The sequence below is a fragment of the Actinophytocola glycyrrhizae genome, assembly GCF_042653545.1.
Lineage (GTDB): Bacteria > Actinomycetota > Actinomycetes > Mycobacteriales > Pseudonocardiaceae > Actinophytocola > Actinophytocola glycyrrhizae.
Genome location: NZ_JBHSIS010000002.1, coordinates 556,691 through 578,902 on the forward strand (window position 1 = coordinate 556,691; position 22,212 = coordinate 578,902).

The 22,212-nt window shown below is 70.2% G+C and carries 21 protein-coding genes; 8 read left to right on the top strand and 13 right to left on the bottom strand.

Going from position 1 to position 22,212, the window contains the following annotated elements; all coding sequences use genetic code 11:
- The first annotated feature begins 40 nt into the window (after positions 1–40).
- Together ACFPCV_RS02530 and ACFPCV_RS02535 are read left to right on the top strand one after the other, a co-directional pair.
- Complete coding sequence (locus tag ACFPCV_RS02530; protein ID WP_378054009.1) at positions 41–2,338, top strand: CDP-alcohol phosphatidyltransferase family protein; 2,298 nt, start codon at positions 41–43, stop codon at positions 2,336–2,338.
- The gene (locus ACFPCV_RS02535) at positions 2,335–3,039 is read left to right on the top strand and encodes a creatininase family protein (RefSeq protein ID WP_378054011.1); all 705 of its coding nucleotides are present in this window, start codon (positions 2,335–2,337) and stop codon (positions 3,037–3,039) included. Before ACFPCV_RS02530 ends, ACFPCV_RS02535 begins: the two co-directional genes overlap by 4 nt.
- A gap of 424 nt (positions 3,040–3,463) precedes the next feature.
- Here the strand turns inward: ACFPCV_RS02535 and ribA are convergent, their stop codons facing one another.
- The 7 genes from ribA to ACFPCV_RS02570 form a co-directional block, all read right to left on the bottom strand.
- Positions 3,464–4,072, bottom strand: a complete 609-nt coding sequence (ribA, locus tag ACFPCV_RS02540) for a GTP cyclohydrolase II (RefSeq protein ID WP_378054013.1) — start codon at positions 4,070–4,072, stop codon at positions 3,464–3,466.
- Positions 4,069–5,118, bottom strand: coding sequence for a lysylphosphatidylglycerol synthase transmembrane domain-containing protein (locus tag ACFPCV_RS02545; RefSeq protein WP_378054015.1), 1,050 nt, complete (start codon positions 5,116–5,118; stop codon positions 4,069–4,071). Before ACFPCV_RS02545 ends, ribA begins: the two co-directional genes overlap by 4 nt.
- Entirely contained in the window at positions 5,115–6,134 is a 1,020-nt protein-coding gene (locus ACFPCV_RS02550) for a glycosyltransferase family 4 protein (protein WP_378054017.1), read from the bottom strand. The genes ACFPCV_RS02545 and ACFPCV_RS02550 overlap by 4 nt, the downstream gene beginning before the upstream one ends.
- Complete coding sequence (locus ACFPCV_RS02555; RefSeq protein WP_378054019.1) at positions 6,131–6,529, bottom strand: 6-pyruvoyl trahydropterin synthase family protein; 399 nt, start codon at positions 6,527–6,529, stop codon at positions 6,131–6,133. Before ACFPCV_RS02555 ends, ACFPCV_RS02550 begins: the two co-directional genes overlap by 4 nt.
- A 21-nt stretch (positions 6,530–6,550) precedes the next feature.
- On the bottom strand, positions 6,551–7,516 hold the full coding sequence (locus tag ACFPCV_RS02560; RefSeq protein ID WP_378054021.1) for a zinc-dependent alcohol dehydrogenase: 966 nt from the start codon (positions 7,514–7,516) through the stop codon (positions 6,551–6,553).
- The gene (locus tag ACFPCV_RS02565) at positions 7,461–8,453 is read right to left on the bottom strand and encodes a hypothetical protein (protein WP_378054023.1); all 993 of its coding nucleotides are present in this window, start codon (positions 8,451–8,453) and stop codon (positions 7,461–7,463) included. Before ACFPCV_RS02565 ends, ACFPCV_RS02560 begins: the two co-directional genes overlap by 56 nt.
- A gap of 147 nt (positions 8,454–8,600) precedes the next feature.
- Positions 8,601–8,756, bottom strand: coding sequence for a hypothetical protein (locus ACFPCV_RS02570; protein ID WP_378054025.1), 156 nt, complete (start codon positions 8,754–8,756; stop codon positions 8,601–8,603).
- 18 nt (positions 8,757–8,774) lie between these two features.
- On the opposite strand from ACFPCV_RS02570, the gene ACFPCV_RS02575 reads away from it, so the two are divergent.
- The 3 genes from ACFPCV_RS02575 (at position 8,775) to ACFPCV_RS02585 (ending at position 11,942) form a co-directional block, all read left to right on the top strand.
- A complete protein-coding gene (locus tag ACFPCV_RS02575; protein WP_378054027.1) occupies positions 8,775–9,392 on the top strand; it encodes a hypothetical protein in 618 nt (205 codons plus the stop codon).
- 222 nt (positions 9,393–9,614) lie between these two features.
- Positions 9,615–10,955 (top strand): endo-1,4-beta-xylanase, encoded by a 1,341-nt coding sequence (locus ACFPCV_RS02580; protein ID WP_378054029.1) that lies wholly within the window; start codon positions 9,615–9,617, stop codon positions 10,953–10,955.
- Between the two features lie 153 nt (positions 10,956–11,108).
- The gene (locus tag ACFPCV_RS02585) at positions 11,109–11,942 is read left to right on the top strand and encodes an alpha/beta fold hydrolase (protein WP_378054031.1); all 834 of its coding nucleotides are present in this window, start codon (positions 11,109–11,111) and stop codon (positions 11,940–11,942) included.
- A gap of 63 nt (positions 11,943–12,005) precedes the next feature.
- Here the strand turns inward: ACFPCV_RS02585 and ACFPCV_RS02590 are convergent, their stop codons facing one another.
- The 3 genes from ACFPCV_RS02590 to ACFPCV_RS02600 all read right to left on the bottom strand — a co-directional run bounded on the left by ACFPCV_RS02590 (position 12,006) and on the right by ACFPCV_RS02600 (position 15,494).
- Positions 12,006–12,650, bottom strand: coding sequence for a lytic polysaccharide monooxygenase auxiliary activity family 9 protein (locus ACFPCV_RS02590; RefSeq protein WP_378054033.1), 645 nt, complete (start codon positions 12,648–12,650; stop codon positions 12,006–12,008).
- A 30-nt stretch (positions 12,651–12,680) separates the two neighbouring features.
- Complete coding sequence (locus ACFPCV_RS02595; RefSeq protein ID WP_378054035.1) at positions 12,681–14,054, bottom strand: glycoside hydrolase family 6 protein; 1,374 nt, start codon at positions 14,052–14,054, stop codon at positions 12,681–12,683.
- 504 nt (positions 14,055–14,558) lie between these two features.
- The gene (locus tag ACFPCV_RS02600; RefSeq protein ID WP_378054037.1) at positions 14,559–15,494 is read right to left on the bottom strand and encodes a glycoside hydrolase family 6 protein; all 936 of its coding nucleotides are present in this window, start codon (positions 15,492–15,494) and stop codon (positions 14,559–14,561) included.
- A gap of 200 nt (positions 15,495–15,694) precedes the next feature.
- On the opposite strand from ACFPCV_RS02600, the gene ACFPCV_RS02605 reads away from it, so the two are divergent.
- The gene (locus ACFPCV_RS02605) at positions 15,695–16,675 is read left to right on the top strand and encodes a LacI family DNA-binding transcriptional regulator (RefSeq protein WP_378054039.1); all 981 of its coding nucleotides are present in this window, start codon (positions 15,695–15,697) and stop codon (positions 16,673–16,675) included.
- On the opposite strand, the gene ACFPCV_RS02610 is transcribed toward ACFPCV_RS02605, so the two are convergent.
- Complete coding sequence (locus tag ACFPCV_RS02610) at positions 16,667–16,996, bottom strand: putative quinol monooxygenase (protein WP_378054041.1); 330 nt, start codon at positions 16,994–16,996, stop codon at positions 16,667–16,669. The genes ACFPCV_RS02605 and ACFPCV_RS02610 overlap by 9 nt on opposite strands.
- A 181-nt stretch (positions 16,997–17,177) precedes the next feature.
- Between ACFPCV_RS02610 and ACFPCV_RS02615 the strand changes: the two genes are divergently transcribed.
- The gene (locus ACFPCV_RS02615; RefSeq protein ID WP_378054043.1) at positions 17,178–17,540 is read left to right on the top strand and encodes a hypothetical protein; all 363 of its coding nucleotides are present in this window, start codon (positions 17,178–17,180) and stop codon (positions 17,538–17,540) included.
- 173 nt (positions 17,541–17,713) lie between these two features.
- Here the strand turns inward: ACFPCV_RS02615 and ACFPCV_RS02620 are convergent, their stop codons facing one another.
- Positions 17,714–20,308 (bottom strand): glycoside hydrolase family 9 protein, encoded by a 2,595-nt coding sequence (locus tag ACFPCV_RS02620; RefSeq protein WP_378054045.1) that lies wholly within the window; start codon positions 20,306–20,308, stop codon positions 17,714–17,716.
- Positions 20,309–20,506: 198 nt separating this feature from the next.
- Here ACFPCV_RS02620 and ACFPCV_RS02625 point away from each other — a divergent pair, with 198 nt between their 5' ends.
- Positions 20,507–21,556 carry a lytic polysaccharide monooxygenase auxiliary activity family 9 protein gene (locus ACFPCV_RS02625; RefSeq protein WP_378054047.1) on the top strand — a complete coding sequence of 350 codons (1,050 nt, stop codon included), beginning with the start codon at positions 20,507–20,509 and terminating at the stop codon, positions 21,554–21,556.
- A 42-nt stretch (positions 21,557–21,598) separates the two neighbouring features.
- On the opposite strand, the gene ACFPCV_RS02630 is transcribed toward ACFPCV_RS02625, so the two are convergent.
- Entirely contained in the window at positions 21,599–22,138 is a 540-nt protein-coding gene (locus ACFPCV_RS02630) for a hypothetical protein (protein ID WP_378054049.1), read from the bottom strand.
- Between the last annotated feature and the right edge of the window lie 74 nt (positions 22,139–22,212).

Consider the following 22,212-nt stretch of genomic DNA (forward strand, 5'->3'; position numbering starts at 1 on the left):
GCCCGCGACGAGGTCGAGACGGCGCCCGCTGCCTCCTTCCGTGCCGCTGACGATCGCGCTGGTCGCGCTGGTGGCACTGCTCGCGGCGCTCACCGGGGTCGCCGGGCTGGCACCGCCCGGCTGGCTCGCGGGGCTGGCGTTCGCGGTGGCCGGGTGGGCGGTGCTCGCCGAGGCGCTGCCGAGGTACGGGATACACCGGTTCGGGCCCGCCGACCACGTCACGCTCACCAGGTCCGTGCTGGTCGGCGGTGTGGTCGCGCTGGTCGCCGACACCAGCCACCCGCGCGGCTCGGTCTGGCCGCTGGTCGTCATCGCCTCGGTCGCGCTCGCCATGGACGCGGTCGACGGGAAGGTCGCGCGGCGCACCGGCACCGCGTCGGAGTTCGGTGCGCGGTTCGACATGGAGGTCGACGCGTTCCTCATCCTGGTGCTGAGCGCGTTCGCCGCAACGCGGCTCGGCTGGTGGGTGCTCGCGATCGGCGCCATGCGGTACGTGTTCGTCGCGGCGGCCCGGCTGTGGCCGTGGCTGCGCGCGCCGCTGCCGGTGCGGATGAGCAGCAAGGCGGTGGCCGCCGCGCAGGGCATCGTGCTGACGCTCACGACGGTCCTCCCCCACACCGCGGCCCTCGTCCTCGTCGCGGTCGCGCTCGCGGCGCTGACCTGGTCGTTCGCCCACGACGTCCGCTGGCTGCACCGGCACCGGGACACCGCGCCCGCCGCGGCACAGGCCCACGGCGGTGACGAGTCGCCGCGGCGCAGGAGGGTGCTGACCGCGGTCGCGTGCCTGCTCGTGCTGTTCGCCCTGCTGGCGCCGAGCGAGCTCGGTGCCCTCACACCGGCCGCGTTCGCCCGCATCCCCGTCGAGGGCCTGGTGGTCGCCGCGCTCGTGCTGGTGCTGCCACCCCGGTCGCGCCGGGTGGCCGCCGCAATGGTCGGCGTCGCGCTCGGCGTGCTCACGATCATGAAGGTGATCGACATGGGCTTCCACGAGACCCTGGCCCGCCCGTTCCACCCGGTCTACGACTGGACGTTCTTCGGCCCGGCCGTCGACTTCCTGAACGACTCCGTCGGCTGGTTCGGCGCGGCTGGCGCCGTCGTCGCGGCCGTGGCGCTGGCGGGCGGGCTCATCGTGGGGACGACGTTGTCGGTGCTGCGGCTGACCAGGCTCGCCGTCGGCAGGCGCACCACCGCGACCAGGGGCGTCGCCATGCTCGGCGTGGTCTGGGTGAGCCTCGCGGTGCTCGGCCAGCCGGTCGCGGCGAACTCGGCGGCCAACGAGGTGTTCGACGACCTGCGCCAGGTGCGTGCCGACCTGCTCGACCCCGACGTGTTCGAGCAGCAGGTCGCCGACGACCCGTTCCGCCACACGGCAGGTTCCCGGCTGGTGCCCGGGTTGCGCGGCAAGGACGTGCTGGTCACGTTCGTCGAGAGCTACGGGCGGGTCGCGGTGGAGGACCCGGCTGTCGCGCCCGGCGTCGACGCGGTGCTCGACCGCGGCACCGACCAGCTGCGCGCGGCCGGGTTCGAGGCCCGCAGCGGCTTCATGACATCGTCGACGTTCGGCGGTGGCAGCTGGCTCGCACACGCCAGCCTGCAGTCCGGGCTGTGGGTGGACTCGCAGCCCAGGTACGACACGCTCACCGGCGGCGACCGGCTCACGCTGTCCGGCGCGTTCAAGCGGGCGGGCTGGCGGACCGTCGGGGTCTCCCCGTCGATCACGCGGGACTGGCCGGAGGCGAAGTTCTTCGGCTACGACAAGGCGTACGTGATGAACAACGTCGGCTACGAAGGACCGAACTTCTCCTACGCCAAGGTGCCCGACCAGTACTCGATGGCCGCGCTCCAGCGCACCGAGCTCGCGCCGGCCGACCGCGCCCCGGTGATGGCGGAGATCGACCTGGTGTCGAGCCACATCCCGTGGACACACCTGCCCCGCATGGTCGACTGGGACGTCGTCGGCGACGGCTCGGTGTACAAGCCGATGCCCGCGCAGGGCAAGACGCATGCCGAGGTGTGGTCGGACACCGGCAAGGTCCGCGAGGCGTTCGGTCAGTCCATCCAGTACTCGCTGAACACGCTGATCTCGTTCCTGACCACGTACGGCACCGACCGGACGGTGCTGGTGTTCCTCGGCGACCACCAGCCGAGCCCGGTGGTCTCCGGCGACGACGCCTCGCACGACGTGCCGATCACGATCGTCGCGAAGGACCCCGAGGTGCTCGAGGCCGTGGCAGGCTGGGGGTGGGAGCCGGGCCTCAACCCGAGCCCCGGTGCCCCGCTGTGGCGGATGGACCAGTTCCGCGACCGTTTCCTGACCACGTTCGGATCCCGCCCATGACCCACCTGCTGCCGCTGCACACCTCGGCCGACGCACGCGACCACACCGTCGCCGTCCTCCCGGTGGGCAGCTTCGAACAGCACGGCGCGTTCCTGCCCCTGGCGACCGACACGGTGATCGCGATGACGATCGCCTCCTCGGTCGCCGAGGCGTACCCGGTGCTGCTGCTCCCCCCGGTCACGATCTCCTGTTCCCACGAGCACGCGGCATGGCCGGGCACGGTGAGCATCACGGCCCCGACGCTGTACGCGATCGTGCGGGACGTCGCGGAGTCGTTGCGGCACAGCGGAGTTCGCAAACTGGTGCTCGTGAACGGTCACGGCGGCAACTACGTGCTCGGCAACGTCGTCCAGGAGGCGAGCGCACGGGGCGAACGGATGGCCCTGTTCCCGACGGAGGTCGACTGGCTCGCCGCCCGCGCCGCGGGCGGCGTGGAAACCGGCCCGGAGACGGACATGCACGCAGGTGAGCTGGAGACGTCGCTGCTGCTGCACGCCCGCCCCGAACTCGTTCCGCCCGACTACGCGACGCACGACGAACGCGCGGACGACCGCAACCGCATGCTCACGTTCGGGCTCGGCCCGTACACCGAGTCCGGCGTGGTGGGCCACCCGTCACTGGCAACGGCGGAGAAGGGCAGGGCCGCGCTGACCGACCTGGTGACCACGTTCGCGGACGTACTGGCGGCACTGGACCACTGACGCACCCGAGGAGCGGGCGCGGATGCCGCGTCCTGGACGACGCCTTCGGGGGCGTCCCGAAAGCTTGGTGGGCGGTCGGTCGTCGTGTGCTGGTCGCGTCGGATCGGCCCGGTTTCGGTCGGGTGGTTGCCTGGTTTCGGTTCGCGTTGGGGCGGGTTTGTCCTCGCCGGACGGGCAAGTCTCCGGGGTGGCGGAGGGGTTGTTGGGCTGCGGTTTGGGCGGGTCTGCCTGCCATCCCGTCGGGGTTGCGCGGGCGGGGCACGCTTCGCGGACCCGGCGCGCGGAGCGCCCGGGGTTTGGTGCTGTGAAAGGCGCGTTGACGGCGTGACAATGCCCTGAAAGGCGCGTTCAGGGCGCTGAGCGCCCTGAACGGCCCATTGACGGCACTGGTTGTGCCTGATGACGTGTTCGTACGCCATATCATCTAGGCTAGGTGCGGCAGCAGGTGATCGAGACGTTCCCGCTTGGTGCGCAGGTACGGGAGGTTGTCGTCGTTCGGCGCGACCAGGATCGGGACCCGTTCGCTGACCGTGATCCCGTTGCGTCGCAACGAGTCCAGCTTCTCCGGGTTGTTCGACAACAGGCGCACCGCGGACACGTCGAGGTCGCGGAGGATCTCGGCGGCCACGTCGTACTCCCGTGCGTCGACCGGCAGCCCGAGCGCGAGGTTCGCCTCGACGGTGTCGAGGCCGTCCTCCTGCAGGCGCATCGCCTCCAGCTTCGCCAGCAGCCCGATCCCCCGGCCTTCGTGGCCACGCAGGTACATCACGACCCCGGCGCCCTCCGCTGCCACCGCGCGCATGGCGGCGGCGAACTGGTCGCCGCAGTCGCAGCGGGTCGACGCGAACACGTCGCCTGTCAGGCACTCCGAGTGCAGGCGGGTCAGCGGGACCGTGCCCGCCACGTCGCCGTACACGAGCGCCACGTGCTCATGCCCCCGCGCGTCCAGGTAACCGACCGCGCGGAACGGCCCGTACGCGGTCGGCAGGCGGGTCTCCGTGACCCGTTCCACCATGCTGGCCAGGTTCGTCATGCCACCCTCTCCCGTCTGCGGGGCACCAACATGAGTGCGCCCGGCAGGCTCGCAACGAGCCCGAGCAATCCGTATGCCACCGCGGCGGTCAACCCCTGTGCGGCACCGAGGCCGGCGGCGGCGAACATCAGGGCCGTCACGCCCTCCCTCGGCCCCCACCCGCCGACGTTCACCGGCAGCCCCATCGCCAGCAGCGCGACCACCACGATCGGCAGCAGCTGTTCCGGTGACTGCGTCGCGCCCGCCGCCTTCATGGCGATCAGGAACAACGTGACGTGCCCGGCCAGCGCCAGCGCCGACAACAGCGCGACCCCCGGCCACGCGTCCCGCGCCAGCAGGCCGTTGCGGACGTCGTCGACGGTGCGCCGCCACCGCGACCCGACCCCGATCGACCGCCGCGCGACCAGGTAGGCGACCACCAGCACCACCACGAACGCCGCGATCCACATGCCGATCTCGCGCGCGGGCCCCACCAGCAGCACGACGACCCCCGCCACGATCACGACGGCCTGCCCGGCCATCCGCTCCAGTACGACGGCACGGACTCCCGCGCCGACGTCACCTTCCTGCCTGCCGTGCTCCACCGCCCGCTTGACGTCACCCAGCACGCCCGCGGGCAGGACCGCGTTCAGGAACAGCGCACGGTAGTAGTCCACGACCGCCCTGCCCAGCGGCAGCCGCAGGCCGAGCCTGCGCGCCACGAGGCACCACCGCCACGCGCAGAGCACGGTCGTCGCGAGTCCGATCACCAGCGCGGCAACGACATCGGCGGCGTCGATGACCTGGATCCCCGCGACGAACCCGGCCGTGCCGAGCTTCCACACGAGCGCCCCGACGATCGCGAGCCCGATACCGAGCTTGACCCAGGCCCACAGCTTCCCGGAACCACGGCGAGCCGAGGGCGCCTCGGGCGCCGCGCCGCGATCCGCGTCCCCGACGAGAACCATCCCGCCGACGGACGCGACCTCGTCGGCCAGTGCCACCCCGCCACCGCACATGCCGGTGTCCCGGACGTCGACCCTCTCGTCGACCAACCCGCTGGTCACCGAAGCACCCCCGCGAGGCGCTTCGCCGCGCTCGGCCAGTCCTCGATCTCCCTCGCGCGGGCCGCCTCACGCAACCGGTCGCGCAGTTCCGCGTCGGTCAGCCAGCGGCGCAGCGCCCCGGTCAGTGCCGGCACGTCGTCGGGCGGGACGAGCATCCCGCCGTCCGGTCCGAGCGTGCGCGGCAGCGCGTCCACGTTCGTGGTGAGCACCGGGATGCCACGCACGAGTGCCTCGGTGACGACCATGCCGAACGTCTCGCGCCGCGACGGCAGGACCAGCAGGTCGGTCTTGGCGAACGTGACGTCGAGGTCGGTGTCCGACAGCGGGCCGGCCAGGATCATCTTGTTGCCGATCCCCAGCTCGTCGATGAGCGTCTGCACCCGCCGGGCGTGGGCGGGGTCGCGGCGCACCGAGCCGGCGCACACGCACGTCCACGGCAGGTCGGCGAGGTTCGCGAGGGCGTGGACGAGTACGTCGTGGCCCTTTCTCCGGGTCACCGAGGCGAGGCACAGCAGCTGGTCGCCCGCGTCGGAGCCGGTCGCCATCGGGGCGGGGTCGGTGCCGGGCGGCGCCGCGCGCACCCGCTTCGGGTCGAGCCCGTGGTGTGCGATCGCGCGGCGGGCGGCCCACTCGCTGGTGGCGACGACCGAGGACGCGGCACGCAGCACCTCGCGTTCACGCCGGTCGAGGCCGGCGGCCCGTTCCGGTGGCAGCCCGGTCTCGTCGGCGAGCTGCAGGTGGAGCAGCACGACGACCCGTAGCCTGCGGGTGTGCGGCACCACGACCTCCGGCACCCCGCACGCGACCAGTCCGTCGATCAGGACGACCGACCCGTCGGGCACCTCGGCGAGCCGGTCCGCGAGCGCGACCCTCGCCTTGGTGGACGGAGTGGGCCAGCGGCCGGCAACCGTGACCTTGACGAGCCCGAGCAGGTCGCACATGCGCCGGTCATAGGTGTTGCCGCCGCTCGCGACCGTCACGTCGTCGATGTCGGCGGGCACCAGGAACGGCGTCACAGCGGACGCCGGTAACTCGCCCACGCCACATGGGACTCACGCAGCGTCACCTCGATCTCGGCGAGCCCTCGTGCGCCGTCGCCGAGTGATCCGTTGTGGACGTGGTCGGCGAGCCGGTCCGCGACGACCTTCGCGAGGTACTCGGTCGAGGTGTTGACGCCCGCGAACTCCTCGACCTCGTCGAGGTTGCGGTAGTTCAGATCTCCCAGCACCGCACCGAGCTGGGCGGTGGCGAGTCCGATGTCGACCACGATGTTGTCCGCGTCGAGCTCGGCTCGGCGGAAGGTGGCGTCCACCACGAAGGTCGCGCCGTGCAGTCGCTGGGCTGGCCCGAACACCTCCCCGGTGAAGCTGTGCGCCACCATGACGTGATCACGGACGGTGAGGCTGAACAACCTGCGCCTCCTACTTTCGACTCAGTCGCTGTCGTAGGTAACACGCAGGCAGAGAGAAGACGGTTCATCGCTGATCATGGCGGGCAGCGCGGTGGGCAGCTCGTCGAACCGGCACTCCGAGGTGACGAGCGCGTCGAAGCCGGGGTCGGCGAGCAGCTCGAGTGCGACGGCCAGGCGTTCGGCGTAGGTGCGCGGCCTGTTCGGTGACACGGTCCCGACCTGGCTGCCGCGGATCGTCAGGCGCCGCGAGTGGAACCACTCCCCCAGCGGCACGGCGACGCGGCGGTCCCCGTACCAGCTCAGCTCGACACACACCCCTTCGGACCGCAGCAGCTCGAGCGAGGTGGTGAGCCCCTGCTCGGTGGCACTGGCGTGCACGACGATGTCGCACCCGTCGAGCGCGGCACCGGGCACCGCGAAGTCCACCCCGATGGCCTCGGCGATCCTCGCCCGGCCGGGGTCGATGTCCACGAGCTGCACCCGCACCGCGGGCAGCCGCCCCAGGATCGCGGCGACCGACGCCCCGACCATCCCGGCACCCACGACGGCGATCCGGTCCCCGACCTGCGGGGTGGCGTCCCAGACGGCGTTGAGCGCGGTCTCGACGGTGCCCGCGAGCACCGCCCGCGCGGCGGGCACCCGGTCGGGTACCGCGGTGACCGCGGTGGCGGGCACGACGTAGCGGGTCTGGTGTGGATACAGGCAGAACACCGTGCGGCCCACCAGCTCCGCCGGTCCGCTCTCGACCTCGCCGACGTTGAGGTACCCGTACTTCACCGGCGCGGGGAAGTCGCCGTCCTGGAACGGCGCCCGCATGATGTCGTACTGGTTCGCGGGCACCCCACCGCGGAACACGAGCGCCTCCGTGCCCCGGCTGACAGCGGAGTAGACCGTGCGCACGAGGACGTCCCCTTCGCCGGGCGAGGCCAGCTCAACCGGCCTGATCTCGCCCTGTCCGGGCTCGCGCAGCCAGAACGCCCGCTCCATCGTCGGCCCTCCCGGTCCGTGCCGTGTCCCAGCGGACACCGTAGGCCATGCCGGGGGTCAGATCGGTGAACGACGCCTGCACCTCGCCCGCCGCGTCGGCGTGCACGAAGACACCGTCGGTGGCCGACGCGAAGTCGCGGGGGTGTACGTGTTCGAAGGCGGTGATCCGCACCGGCACCCGGCGGCGGTCGAACCGGACGCGCAGGTCGAGGGTGGCGCACGGGTGTTCGAGCACGCACACGAACCACGGCCGGGTGTGTTGTTCGCGGCCGAGGCGGGCGCGCAGCGCGAGGTCGTGGGACTGGCCTTGCTGCAGCGGCTCCGGCAACCGCAGCGTGTACGCGAACCGGCGGCCGCCCCGGGGTACGAGGATGCCGCCGTGGAACACGTCCACGACCACCGCCGCCGGGGTCGCCGTGATGTCCACTTCGGACAGATCATCGACGTCGGCCACGATGCGGCGCTGTTCCAGCACTTCCGGGCGGTCCCGGTCGAGGGCGAGCGTCGTGCGCAGCTCCGCGATGTGCCACCGCGTCGAGCCGTGTTCGCGGGAACCCTGCTTCGGTGCGAACGCGGCCGCGAGCTGTGCGAGGTGATGGATGCCGTCGTCGATTCTGCGGCGGGCGGTGCGGGGGTCGCGGTTGAGCTTCTCCGCGGCCAGGTTGACCCGGTCCTGGTAGAGCGGGAGACGGGCGTCCGGCGCGATCGCGAACGCGGCCATCACGGCGACGCGCAGGTCCGGCGGCAGCTTCTTCGCCCAGTTCCCCAGCCGCTCCCCCACCTTGTGCCGGATCTCGGCCGGCCCGTCGGCGTCGGTGACCTCGCAGACAGTCCGCAACGTGGTCCCGACTCTCTCGTCGATACGGCTGACGAACAAGCCGCGGCCCTTGCGCAACACCTTCAGATCGCTGATCAGGTCCGTCAGGACGGCTGTCATTCGACCTCTCCTCCCACACCTCACCTCGTCCAGTCGCGTGGCGACGGCACAATGTTTCCCGTGTGGCATGGATGAGAACTGGATAGAACCTGCAGGCCCGGACGACGGGGGCACGCACGGAAACTCACCTGCGGGAGGCGGGAGTGGTCAGTCCTTGACGGACTCGGCCGCGCGGGCGTGGAGGCGGCCGCGGATCTCGTCGGGGGTGTACGCACGGCGTTTGCGTTCCGCGCGGGCGACCGCGACACCGGTCGCGGCGACACCCGCGACACCGGCCAGTCCGAGGACCTTCCACCAACGCACGGGCCTAGGCTACCGGTTGTGGCGGTTTCACTGGACCAGGCGGTCGAACTCACCCGTACGGGGGATGTGTGGCTGTTCCGCGGCAGCACGGCCGCGGACCGCACGATCCGGCTGACCACCAACAGTCCGGTGAACCACGTCGGCATGGCGATCGTGATCGAGGACCTGCCGCCGCTGATGTGGCACGCGGAGCTGGGCCGGTCCCTGCGGGACATGTGGACCGGCAACCACCACCGCGGTGTGCAACTGCACGATCTGCGCGCGGCCGTGACCCAGTGGACGACCCGGTACCGGCAGCGCGCGTGGCTGCGCCAGCTCGAACCACCGGCGGACCGCGACATGGAGGACGCGGCGCTGCGTGCCGTCGCGCGGCTGGACGGCACGCCGTTCCCGTCGACCACGCGCCTGCTCTCGCGGTGGCTGGTCGGCAGGGCGCCGCTCCCGCGCACGCCTGCGTCCGACGCGAAACTCGAGACCGCCTACTGCGCGGAGGTCGTGGCGCTCACCTACCAGGAGATGGGCCTGCTGCCCGCGCGCCGTCGCGCCAACTGGTACGACCCGGGCCGGTTCTGGAGTGGCGACGACCTCGAACTGGAGAACGGTGCCCGCCTCGGCGCGGAGATCACCCTCCGGTAGTTTCACGAAAATTTCGCGGAGCGGCACCGCGGCAGTAATTCTGTCAACCGCAGAACTTCCTTTTCATCGCCACCGAAACTTTCCGATAATGTTCCGGGAATTCGGCATTGACATGTCTTCTCGAAGCCACGCACAATCAGTGGAAGCTGTAGCCGATCGCGATCGTCTCGTCGCTCAGCGTCGTGCGAACCCTGTGATCTCACCTCCAGGAAACGAGCAGTCATGATCAGGAAATCCCTGCGTTCCACCGCAAGAAAGGCCTTGGTGCTCGCTGCCGCGGGCATCACGGGCGTCGCCGGTGTGGTCGTCCTGGCCGGCACCGCCAGTGCCGCGACCACGCTCGGCGCCTCGGCCGCCGAAAGCGGCCGGTATTTCGGCACCGCCGTCGCGGCGAACCGGCTCGGTGAGTCGGACTACGTCAGCGTGCTGAACGCCGAATTCAATTCGGTGACACCCGAGAACGAGATGAAGTGGGACGCGCTGGAACCCAACCGCGGCTCGTTCACCTTCGCCAACGCCGACCGGATCGTCACCCAGGCACGCGGCCGGGGCGTGAGCGTGCGCGGGCACACGCTCGTGTGGCACTCGCAGCTGCCCGGATGGGTCGGCGGCCTCGACACGAACAACCTCCGCTCGGCCATGAACAACCACATCGACGAGGTCATGGGCCACTGGCGCGGCCAGATCCACTCCTGGGACGTGGTGAACGAGGCCTTCGAGGAGAACGGCACGCGGCGCAACTCCGCGTTCCAGCAGCGGCTCGGCAACGGGTACATCGAGGAGGCGTTCCGCAGGGCCCGCGCAGCCGACCCGAACGCGAAGCTCTGCTACAACGACTACAACACCGACGGCCAGAACGCGAAGAGCAACGCCGTCTACGCGATGGTGCAGGACTTCAAGTCCCGTGGCGTGCCGATCGACTGCGTCGGCTTCCAGTCGCACTTCAACGCCCAGTCCCCCGTGCCCTCCGACTACCGGGCGAACCTGCAGCGGTTCGCCGCCCTCGGCGTGGACGTGCAGATCACCGAGCTGGACATCGAGGGGTCCGGCACCGCGCAGGCGAACAACTACCGTTCGGTCACCGAGACCTGCCTCGCCATCTCCCGCTGCACCGGCATCACGGTGTGGGGCGTCACCGACAAGTACTCGTGGCGGCCGAACGGCACCCCGCTGCTGTTCGACGGCAACTACAACAAGAAGCCCGCGTACACCGCGGTGCTGAACGCGCTCAACGGCGGCCAGACCGACCCGCCGGAGGACCCGCCGCCGACCGGCGACTGCACGGCGACCGTCGCGACCAACCAGTGGCAGGGCGGGTTCGTCGGCACGGTGAAGGTCACCGCGGGCTCGGCGGCGGTCAGCCGCTGGACGGTCACCATCACGATGCCATCCGGTGCCTCGATCGTGAACTCCTGGAACACGAACCGGAGCGCGAACGCCGGCACGATCCAGTTCGCCAACGCCGCCCACAACGGCTCGATCGCTCCTGGTCAGTCGACCGAGTTCGGCTACCAGGGCACGGGAACCGGCACAGGAGTGACGCCGAGCTGTACGGCGTCCTGACCGGGGACCGCGGTGCGCGGGTGGGCCTGCCGCCACCCGCGCACCGCGGCGTGTCCCGGATCACCTTCCGCCACCGGAATGCCACGGTACGGCACCAGGTTGTGCCGGACAGCGGAGAACGATCGTTCTCCCCGGTCCAGTAAGGAACCCGCCATGCCGTTCATCACCGTCGGGACTGAGAACAACACGGACATCGAGCTGTACTACGAGGACCACGGCAGCGGGCAGCCCGTCGTCCTGATCCACGGCTACCCCCTCGACGGCCACTCGTGGGAGAAGCAGAGCGCCGCGCTGCTCGACGCCGGCTACCGCGTCATCACCTACGACCGGCGCGGCTTCGGCCAGTCCAGCCAGCCCACCACCGGCTACGACTACGACACGTTCGCAGGCGACCTCAAGGTCGTCCTCGACACGCTGGACCTTAACGACGTGGTCCTCGTCGGATTCTCCATGGGCACCGGTGAGGTCGGCCGCTACCTCGGCACGTACGGCTCGGCCAGGATCGCGAAGGCCGCGTTCCTCGCCTCGCTGGAACCGTTCCTGCTCAAGACCGACGACAACCCGGCCGGTGTGCCGCAGGAGGTCTTCGACGGCATCCTCGCCGCGGTCAGGGCCGACCGGTACGCCTACTTCACCGACTTCTACGAGAACTTCTACAACACCGGCGAGAACCTGGGAACAAGGCTGTCCGAGGAGGCGCTGCGCAACAGCTGGAACGTCGCCGCAGGCGCGTCCTGGTACGCGTCGGCAGCCGCGGTGCCGACGTGGGTCACCGACTTCCGCTCCGACATCCCGAAGGTCGACGTGCCCACGCTGATCCTGCACGGGACCGCGGACAACATCCTGCCGATCGACTCGACCGCGCGGCGGTTCCGCGAGCTGCTGCCGAGCGCGACCTACGTCGAGGTCGAGAACGCACCGCACGGTTTGCTGTGGACACACGCCGACGAAGTGAACACCGCACTGCTCGACTTCCTGAAGGCCTGAGGTACCACCATGACGGCCACCTTCCCACCACGAGGCGGGAAGGTGGCCGTACCATGTGGATGGTCAACCGGTGAAGTTGACGTCACTGCAGAAGTAGTACGACTGGTCCAGGTGGCTCGCCTGCCAGATCGTGTACACGATGTGCCTGCCGGTGCGGTTGCCCGCGTTGACCGGTATCACGGTGTTGTTCTGCGGCGGGGTTCTGCCGACCGAGGTGACCAGCTCCAGGTCCGACCACCGCAGGGGTTGCGTGATCGGGTTGAAGCCCTGCCTCGTGATGTAGACCCGGTAGTAGTCACCACCGTGCAGCGCCTGGTCGTGGACGTTGACCGTGAAGTTCCTCGGCTTGTTCACCGCCTTCCAGTTGCCGACCGCGTCCAGCGCGGCGTATCTGCCGTTCTGCGTGCGGCCCGCGGAGCAGAGCTGGCCGTCGGGAATGGCGGCCTGGTGGTTGCCCGCGACGTTCTCGCGGTACAGGCCGTTCCAGTTCCACATGGCGTTCGAGTCGGCCTGCCATGCCTGCCAGCACATCGGGTCCTCGGTCGCCATCGCCGGGTTCTGGAAGTCGCTGCCCCAGCGGTCGAAGCAGTGGTAGTTGCGCGACGGCGGGTCGGTCGCGTTGCCGTGCGCGGCGGCGGGCAGCGCGCCCGCGACGAGCATCGCGGCGGCCGCGGCGAGCACGGTCACGGTGCGAAGTCGGATGGACATGTCTTCTCCTCGACTAGCAGGGCACGCAGCTCACAGCGGCGGGTACGCGTTGCGCATCAGCTCCTGGAACTGCGCGGAGAACCAGTGCCCGGAGATCGGGGCGTCCGGCAGCGAGCCGGGCGGGTTGTTGCCGTTGCGCGGGTTGCCCTCGTAGGTGGGGTCGCACATCCGGTCGAAACCCTTGCCCTCGTCGTTCGGGATCTCACGGCTGGAACCGTCGGACTCACCCGGCGGCTTCATCCACACGAACGCGTCGATGCCCGACGCGGGCGCGGCCGTCGGCCGCTCGCCGAGACCGGCACCGGACTGGTTGCACCAGTTGCCCTTGTGGATGCGGCGGTCGATCCTGCCACCGTCCACGTAGGCGTCCACGGAGGTCTGCGGACCCGGACCCGTCGGGCGGGCGCTGCCACCCCAGCCGTTGCGCGAGGTGTCGATGAGCATTCCGATGCCGGCCGGGAAACCGGCCTGCACCAGTCGCTGCCGGAACGCCTGCGCGAAGGTCAGCTCGTCGGTGTAGCGGTTCCAGTCGACCCAGGAGGACTGGCGCACCGCGGTCCCGTTCACCGTGTCGTCGACGGAGAAGTGCGGCTCCCGGGTGGGCGAGTAGTTCGCGGTGTTGGTGATGAACCCGTGCACGTCGGCGGTCGTGCTGCCCTCGGCGCGCGCGGCCTCGGCGAACAGGTCGGCCGAGGCACCGAAGTTGTCGTCCCACCCGATCCAGCCGTGGTGCCCGGCGTCGATGTAGTTGTAGACGTTCTCGATCGCGCCGAGCTTCGCGAGCGCGTAGCCGACGCCCTTGACGTAGTTGCCGTTCTGCTTCATCCGGTCGCACTCCGGCGTGGCCGTCGGCCTGCTGCCGGTGTTGGTGACCAGGTTCGGCAGCGAGTCGATCTCGATGACCGTGACGATCCGCAGGTTCGCGTACGCCGGGTCGGCGAGGATCGCCGCGATCGGGTCGATGAACTCCGCCTTGTACCTCGGCAGGTCGTCGGGGCCCAGCTCACCGTTGGAGGCCAGCGCCGCGCAGTCGCGGCCGGGCAGGTTGTACACGACGACCTGGATCGTGAGCTGCCGGCCACCCGCCTGGGACACGGCCTCGTCGAGGTGGTCACGCAGCCCCATGCCGCCGTTCGCGCCGTCGATGGCGGCGATGCGGTCGAGCCACACGCCGGTCGGCTGGTTCGCGATCCGGTCACCGCCCGGCTCGGCGGCGGCCTTCGCGGACCACTCGGGGTTCACGTACACCCCGGCCCCGGAATAGGGGTTGTCCACCCGTGGGGCCGGTGCGGCGGCCGAGGCCCCCGCACCGGTGAACAGCGAAACCGACGCCAGGGCCACAGCGGCGGCCACACCGCCGATCAACCCCTTTCGCGGGGTGCCTCGTACAGAGGCAGAACGCATGATGACTCCTTTGTCATGTGAATTCTGGGGAGTATTTGGGAACGCTCCCAGGACTGGACTGTAACGATGCGGACGGCAACCGTGAAGGCCGTTCGGCCGTCCGTGACGCGCGGCCACCACGTACCGTGATTTCCTTACCTGGTAAGACCTGCGCACACTGCTCCGTTCAGGAGCCGTTCAGCGGTCCATGCGCACGGTACGAGCGACTCCGCCGCCACTACGGCCGTTCGCCCAACTGGATTGGGCCGATTGTGCGAACTTCGCACGTTTTTCGCCGAATGAAAATATCGGCACCACCGGCCCTGCGGAACGAGGCACCGCGAACGTGCCCCATCCAATGCCCTGAAAGGCGCGTTCACGGCACAACCGGTGCCGTGAAGCGCGGCTGCGTCCACGCAACCCCCACCCGAACCGGGGGGTCCCGCCATGCCCTGAACGACGCTTTCGTCCCGAAAGCGTCGTTCAGGGCACAGGCGGACACCCGGCGGTGTCCTGACGCCTGTTTCAGGAAGTGGCGAGTTCGTACGCGCGCTGCGGCACGAACTGGCCGGCACCGGCGATGCAGCCGTCGGCCTCCCCTGGCAGTTTCACCCACAGGAACGCGTCGATCTGCCCGTCACCGGTGTTGGTGGTGCTCGGCGTGCCGATGCGGCGGCCAGGCGGGTCGCACCACTCGCTGCCCGCGGGCCCGTTGCCGTTGCGGCTGGTGTCCACGACCGCACGCAGCCTGCCGTCCCCCAGGTTGGACAGGACGGCCTTGGCGAAGGCCACCTCGTCGGCCGTGCCGCGGTAGTTGGACACGTTGGTGGAGATGCCGTCCGCGCTGGCCGAGATGTCCGCCGCCCGCAGGCGCGCGGCGGCCTCACCTGGGGACAGCCACGCGGAGTGCCCGATGTCGAAGTACACCTTGGCCTGCGCCGACCCCGCCTTGAGCTTCTTCCCGGCGTACGCCATGGACGCGCGGGTCTCCGCCTGCTGGCTCGCGTTCTGGCAGTTGGTCATGAGCGGCAGCACGTCGGGTTCCAGCACGATGTACGCCGGACGGCCCGCGAGCCCGGCCGCCACCTCGTCGACCCACGCCCGGTAGGCGGAGTGCGACGGCGCACCGCCGGAGCTGGCGCCGCCGCAGTCCCGGTTCGGGACGTTGTAGACGACCATGATCGGGATCTTGTTCGCGGCCGCCGCGGCGCCGACGAACGCGTCGACCTGTCCGCGCACCGTGCTGGTGTTGGTCGTGGTGAACCACCGCGCGGCAGGCACGTTCGCGATCCGGTCGCGGATGACCGCGGCCCGGCTGTCGTTCGGGTTGGCGGCGACCCAGCGGGCCGCGTTGGTCTGCGGATCGACGTAGAACCCCGACGGCGCGGCATGAGCCGAGCCGGGGCCCGCCGGGACCAGCGCGAGCGCGGCGATCGCCACCACCAGTTTCCTGAGCACCATCCATACCTCCGGAGAGAATCCGTGCAGAGTTGGATGGGAGCGTTCCCAAATAACCGCTTCCCCAGTGTGCTCGGTCCGCCACGGCGCGTCAAGAAGCCGCGGGGCTGGGAGGGCTCCCAGTATCATGGCCGAATGCGGGAGTGTGCGGGGTGAGTGAAGGCAGAAGGTCACGGGCGAGCGGGCGCCCGACCCTCGAACAGGTGGCGACAGAGGCGAACGTGTCACGCGGGACGGCGTCCCGCGTGGTGAACGGTTCGCTCGAGGTGAGCCCGTGGGCGCTCAAGGCGGTGCAGGACGCGATCCGCAAGCTCGGGTACGTACCCAACCAGGCGGCGCGCAGCCTGGTCACGCGCCGGACCGACACGGTGCTGCTGGTCGTGTCCGAGTCCGAGGACCGCGTGTTCGGCGAGCCGTTCTTCGTCAACCTCGTGCGCGGGCTGAGCCAGGAGCTGTCCTCCACTCCCCTGCAGCTCAACCTGATGATGGCCAACACGGCACGCCAGCACGGCAAGGTCGAGCAGCAGGTGCGCAACGGCCACGTCGACGGCGTGATCCTCATTTCGCTGCACGGCGACGACCCGCTGCCGACCAACATCGTGGCCGCCGGCGCGCCGGTGGCCCTCAACGGCAGGCCGATGTCCGACATCGGGGCCGTGCCGTACGTGGACGCGGACAACGAGTCGGGCGCGCGGACGGCGGTGGAGTACCTGTACCGGCAGGGCCGCCGCCGGATCGCGACGATCACCGGCCCGCAGGACATGGCGGCGGGCATCGACCGGCTCGCGGGCTACCGCGCGGCGCTGCGCGGCAAGCGCGGCGTGACCCGCCTGGTCGCGCCGGGCGACTTCGGCCAGGCGAGCGGCGAGGCGGCGACCAGGGAGCTGCTCGCCAAGGACCCGCAGCTCGACGCCGTGTTCGCGGCGAGTGACCTGATGGCCGCCGGTGCCATGAAGGCCCTGCGCGCCGCGGGCCGCCGCGTCCCGGACGACGTCGCGGTGATCGGTTTCGACGACTCCGACCTGGCCCGCAACACCGACCCGATGCTCACCACCGTGAGCCAGCCGATCCAGCAGATGGGCCGCGAGCTGGCGAAGCTGCTGATCACCCAGCTCCGCGACCCGGACGCGAGGCTCGCCCCGGTGATCCTGCCGACGGAACTGGTCTGCCGCGAGTCAGCCTGAGAAGTCCGGGTGGAGGGTGACCCGCGGCTTGCCCTCCGCCCAGGCCAGCGTGCTGGGCCCGTACACCTCGGCGAGGACCAGCTCCGCGCAGTCGGGTACGCGGGTCAGCAGGTCGGCCACCCCCTCGTTGTGCGCCATGGCGGCAGCCTCGTCGACGTACTCCTCGATCACGATGTAGGACCCTTCACCAGCGGAGAGCCAGCGGTAGGTGCGGGTGCCGGGCTCGTCGGCCGCCCGCGCGGCCAGCGCCAGCGCGATCTCCTCGAACTCGGCCCGCCTGCCGTCCCTGGCGTCGAACCGCCCACGCACGAAGATGCTCACCCGGCCACCCCACCACGTCGCGAGCCCGATACGAGGGGCTTTCCGCCATCCGTCGGCCTGATGCCGGCGGCTCCAGCCTTTCACCGGTGCGAAAGCCAGGAGAAAGCGCGGCGGCGACCCTGGTCATGTCTTCGACCTGGGGACCGGCGAATGCCGAACAACTCTCGAAGGTGGTACCGGAATGATCAGAAGGGCAGCGATCACATTCGGCGCGGCACTCGCGCTCGCCATCGGCGGTGCGGCCTTCACCGCGCCTGCCGCACACGCGGACAGCAGCGCCAAGGAGACCGGCGTCAAAGCGACCTTCACCTCTCATGGCGAGATCTTCCGCCTGTACGACACCAGCTGCGACGGCAACCCCGTGTACCTGGTGTACAAGATCAACGGCGGCTCCGAGAACCGGCACGACTTCAGCGGTGGCTGCAACAACAGTGCCGAGTACAACAAGTCCTACAGCGAAGGCGCCCTTGTCGAGTACAAGGCATGCGTGAACATCCGGCTGGGTATCGACAGGTGCTCGGGCTGGTCGGATGACGATGCCTGACGAGACGGTCAGGCAAACCATCGGCACGTAGGCCGCCGGACGATTCACCAGGTCGCCGTTCCTGGTGAATCGTCCGCGCTCCGTCCCGTGGTTTCCAGTGCCGCCGCCACCCCGTCGTAGGTGTCACCCGCGGGTCCACCGTCGGAACTCCTCGCGACGGCAGGAAACACCGCTCAGGCGGTGGTGCACACCTGTCCGTTGACCTTGAACACGGTGGGCGGGGTGTGCGTGCCGGTCTTGCTCGCGTTGAAGCCGGCCGTCACCGACCCGCCCGGCGCGACACGGGTGTTCCACGCCGCGTTCTCGGCGACCACGGCGCGGTCCGTCTGGGTCCACGTGGCACTCCACCCGTGCTGGATCCGTTCCCCGCCTGCGAAGGCGAACTCCAGCCGCCACACGTCCCACGCGGTGGTACCGGTGTTCTCGATCGTCAGCTGGGCGGTCAGCCCGGTCTGCCACGTCGACGCCGAGTACGTGACCGCGCAGCCCGCCGGCGCCGACGGCGGCACGGAGCGTTCCGCCACCCAGTTCGACAGCCACGCGAGCGCCGAGTTCCAGTTGACCGTCACCTCGTTGAGCGAGTACGCCTCGATGTGGTCGACCCAGCACCGCTGCGGCGCACACCCTGGCAGCAGCCGCTGCGCGACCGGGTCCTGCAGCGCACTGTTCGGTCCCCCGGACAGCGCGCCGGGCGGCGCGATCGGCAGCGACGGGTCGAGCTGGTTGGCCCAGTGCCGGTGGTGCACGTTGCGCACCGGCTGGTCACCCCAGCCCGACACGTACGAGTGGTCGACCGGGTTGCGGCCAAGCAGGTAGTCCATCGTGGCGAACGCGCCCTCGCGGTACTTCTGTGTGCCGGTCAGGTCGTACGCGAGACCCAGCACCATGCCGTTGTTGGCGATGAGGCCGTTCGAGCCCCACTCGTAGCCGCCGTCGGCCGTCCGGTACGGCGCCGGGTGCCCCATGGCCGCCATGGTCGCGAGGTGCGTGTCCGCCGCCGACACGATCGCGGACCGGATCGCGTCCACGGCCAGGTCGCGTGGCACCAGCACCAGCGTCACGTCACCGAGCGCACCCGTCGCGCCCCAGTCGAACCCGCGTGCGTCGAAGCTCTCCCCGCCGAACAGCGGGGACCCGGTCACGTCCGCGCGGTAGCGGCCGGTGGTCGCGAACAGCTCGGCGGCGGCCCAGTAGAACTCGTCGGTCACCGTGGGGTCGCTGTACGCGCCGCCGCCGGTGCCGTCGTTCGGGTCCGCGATCCGGTCCGGGTTCGCCTTCGCCGCCGCGTACGCCCTCTCCGCCGCGGCGAGGGTGCGGGCCGAGAACTCCGCGTCGTAGGGCGCCCACAGCCGGGACGCCTGTGCGGCCACCGCCGCGAGGTTCAGCGTCGCCGCCGTGCTCGGGGCGGACAGCCGCCGTGGCTGCGCGTCCTCGTGCGGCAGCGTCGGCAGGCCGGTCCACTGCTCGTCGTGGATCTTGTGGTGCGCCATGCCTGCGAGCGGCTGGGCGTCGGGGACCTGCATGCTCAGCAGGAACTCGACCTCCCACCGCGCCTCGTCGAGGACGTCGGGCACGCCGTTGGACCGCTCGGGGATGGCGAGGGTGCCGTCGCCGAGCGCGGCCTCGTCACCGAGCAGCGCGGCGCGCTCGAAGCTGTTCTGCAGCTGCCACGCGGAGATCCCGCCGTTCACCACGTACTTGCCGTGGTCGCCCGCGTCGTACCAGCCACCGCGCACGTCGAGGGTGTACCCGCAGTCCAGGTCCGCCCGGCACGGGACGTCGTCGTCGCCCTGGTTCGGCGCCACGTTCACGTGCCCGGCGGGCCGTGCGTACTCCTCACCGACGTACTCCGCCTCGATGGGGGTGCCGCTGCGCTGGTGGTAGAAGAAGGCGAGCGAGTCGTACCGCAACCCGCTCATGGCGGTCGTCGAGATGTCGAACGGGTGGCTCACCGCGTCGCCGACGGCCAGCGTGTAGCCGCTGCCCTGCCGGTCGAAGGAGGAGAAGTCGATGACGTGGACGTTCTCGTCCGACGCCGCGTCCTGGCCCTTCGGTGTGGTCTGGCCGGTGGCGACGGCCGCGCCCGCGCTGTCCCGCAACGTCCAGGCGAGCGGGGTGGTCGAGCCGGTCGCGAGGGTCGCCCGCTTGGGCAGGCCCGGCACGTAGCCGACCTGGTTCACCCGCAGCGGCGACGCCGGTTCCAGTCCAGGTGGTGGCAGCACGCCGCCGACCAGCGAGACGTTGTCCACGCACACGGTGTTGTCGAACGACTGGCCGCCGAACCAGAACGCGAACTGCCCGTTGCCCGCCGCCGGGAAGTCCAGTGTGGACTCGAAGGTGAACGTGAAGGTCTGCTTGACCGGTGTGACGGTCACGTCGGTGCGCGCGATCTGCCGGTACGGGTCGACGGCCTCGCCCGCGACCGCGGAGATCGGCTGCTCGACGGTGGCCCGTGCGTCGAAGCTCAGCGTGTAGGACTGGCCGGCCTCGTAGGGCACGCCGTTCTGCCCGGACAGCGCGTCGTACCCGTTGGCGGTGCCGCCGGTGACGTCGACGCAGTACTCCCCGCCCGTCACCGAGCCGCTCGTGTTCGCGCCCGTCCACCACGGATCGGCGCCGCCGGAGGCGAAGTCGCCGTTCACGATCCGCTGGTACCCGTCGGCAGCGGGCGCGGCTTCGGACGCCGCCGACGGCGCTCCCGGAGCCACCGCGACAACAGCGACTGCGACAGCGGGCAGCAGCACGCGCCGCCAATTGTTGATCACCACAATGTGATCCTTTCCGAGTCCGATTCTTTGGGAGCGCTCCCACAATCTAGCCCGGCACGTCGCGACTGGGAAGACCGTCACGCAGAATCACGTGAGACCGGAAGTTTCTCACTCGTTTGGCCCCGTTCGCTCAATGTCGGCCCCGCGCTATGGTGCCGAGACTGGGAGCGCTCCCAGTGCTGTCAGAAAGAAGGCGCCATGACACGTAGAAAGGCAGTGACCGCGGTCCTGGCCGTCGTCACCATGATGGTGGCGGGCCTGATGACCGCGACAATGAACGCACAACCCGCGGCGGCACACGGCGCGATGATGAAACCGGGCAGCAGGACGTTCCTGTGCTGGCAGGACGGGCTGACACCGCAGGGCAACATCGTGCCGAAGAACTCCGCGTGCAAGGGAGCTGTCGCACAGAGCGGCGACAACTCGCTCTACAACTGGTTCTCCGTGCTCCGCTCGGACGGCGCAGGCCGCACCGAGGGGTTCATCCCGGACGGGCAGCTGTGCTCCGGCGGCAACCCGAACTTCTCCGGTTACGACCGGGTCGGGAACTGGCCGGAGACCCACCTGACCGCCGGCGCGTCGTTCGACTTCTCCTACAACGCGTGGGCCGCCCACCCCGGCTGGTTCTACCTGTACGTCACCAAGGACGGCTACGACCCGAACAGGGCACTGCGCTGGGACGACCTCGAGGACCAGCCCTTCCTCACGGTCGACCACCCGCAGGTGACCGGCGGCGTCGGCAGCGTCGAGGGCCAGTACAGGTGGACCGGCAACTTCCCCACCGGCAAGTCGGGAAAGCACGTCATCTACTCGGTGTGGAAGCGCTCGGACAGCACCGAGACCTTCTACGGCTGCTCGGATGTCGTGTTCGACGGCGGCAACGGCGAGGTAACCGGCATCGGCGAAGTCGACGACCCCGACCCGGGCGACCCGCCCGCGGGCAACTGCATGGCGCACTACAACGTCACCGGCACGTGGGACGGCGGCTACCAGGCCGACGTGGTCGTGATGAACCACGGTTCGACGCCGCTGTCCGGCTGGACCGTCAAGTGGACGCTCCCGTCCGGGCAGACGCTCAACAGCGTCTGGAACGGCACGCTCACCCAGAGCGGGTCGGCGGTGACCGTGCGGAGCGTGGACTGGAACGCGCAGGTGCCCGCGGACGGCGAACGCTCGTTCGGGTTGTCCGCCAACTCGCCGGGGACGAGCCCCGCGCATCCGATGGACCTCACCTGCACGAGCCCGTAGGCGCGCCGGCACCACCGAGACGGCACCACTGGGACGGCGGGCTCAGTGGTGTCCGTGCTCCGGGTTCGCGAACACGCAGCCCTCCGCGTCGGCGGGAACCTGGTGCACCTTCGGATCGAGGTGGTCGCACCGGAAGTAGTACAGCCCGAGCTTGCTCACGCCCAGGAATCCGGCGGAGACCGCGAACCCGTTGCCGAAGGCGAAGGCCGGCCCGTCGGCGATCTCCCCCGCGGTCATCGCGGCGTACCAGGATTCCTGGAATTTCCGCTGCTCATCGCCACTGAACAGGACAAGTCCCACGACCGGGTATTCCGGTGACACCCGGCAGGTGGCCCATTCGGCCACGTGCGGCTCGAAGCGCGCGGCGATGTCCGGCCCGAGGAACCCGCGCAGCTCGCTGATCTGCTTGGGAGTCACGTCCGCGCAATCCCCTGCGGTGTCGTCGATCCACTCGACCAGTTCGTCCATTGTGGCCAGGTGCGCGCCGAGTGAACCGGCGCCGCGGGTGGCCGTCGGCGTGGGCGCGACACAGGCCGCGAGCATGCCAGTGGAGATCAACAATGCGGTGGCGAGTCGCTTCATGCCTTTCTGCTCTACTCCGAAATCGCGCCGGTCACAACACTCGGAATCCCCCTTCCCAAATATGACGATCCGGC

Coding starts and splice junctions, on each gene's coding strand:
- ACFPCV_RS02590 (WP_378054033.1), bottom strand. CDS start 12,650: ATGTCCATCCGACTTCGCACCGTGACCGTGCTCGCCGCGGCCGCCGCG.
- ACFPCV_RS02595 (WP_378054035.1), bottom strand. CDS start 14,054: ATGCGTTCTGCCTCTGTACGAGGCACCCCGCGAAAGGGGTTGATCGGC.
- ribA (WP_378054013.1), bottom strand. CDS start 4,072: ATGACGAACCTGGCCAGCATGGTGGAACGGGTCACGGAGACCCGCCTG.
- ACFPCV_RS02535 (WP_378054011.1), top strand. CDS start 2,335: ATGACCCACCTGCTGCCGCTGCACACCTCGGCCGACGCACGCGACCAC.
- ACFPCV_RS02585 (WP_378054031.1), top strand. CDS start 11,109: ATGCCGTTCATCACCGTCGGGACTGAGAACAACACGGACATCGAGCTG.
- ACFPCV_RS02600 (WP_378054037.1), bottom strand. CDS start 15,494: ATGGTGCTCAGGAAACTGGTGGTGGCGATCGCCGCGCTCGCGCTGGTC.
- ACFPCV_RS02630 (WP_378054049.1), bottom strand. CDS start 22,138: ATGAAGCGACTCGCCACCGCATTGTTGATCTCCACTGGCATGCTCGCG.
- ACFPCV_RS02565 (WP_378054023.1), bottom strand. CDS start 8,453: ATGACAGCCGTCCTGACGGACCTGATCAGCGATCTGAAGGTGTTGCGC.
- ACFPCV_RS02560 (WP_378054021.1), bottom strand. CDS start 7,516: ATGGAGCGGGCGTTCTGGCTGCGCGAGCCCGGACAGGGCGAGATCAGG.
- ACFPCV_RS02580 (WP_378054029.1), top strand. CDS start 9,615: ATGATCAGGAAATCCCTGCGTTCCACCGCAAGAAAGGCCTTGGTGCTC.
- ACFPCV_RS02615 (WP_378054043.1), top strand. CDS start 17,178: ATGATCAGAAGGGCAGCGATCACATTCGGCGCGGCACTCGCGCTCGCC.
- ACFPCV_RS02625 (WP_378054047.1), top strand. CDS start 20,507: ATGACACGTAGAAAGGCAGTGACCGCGGTCCTGGCCGTCGTCACCATG.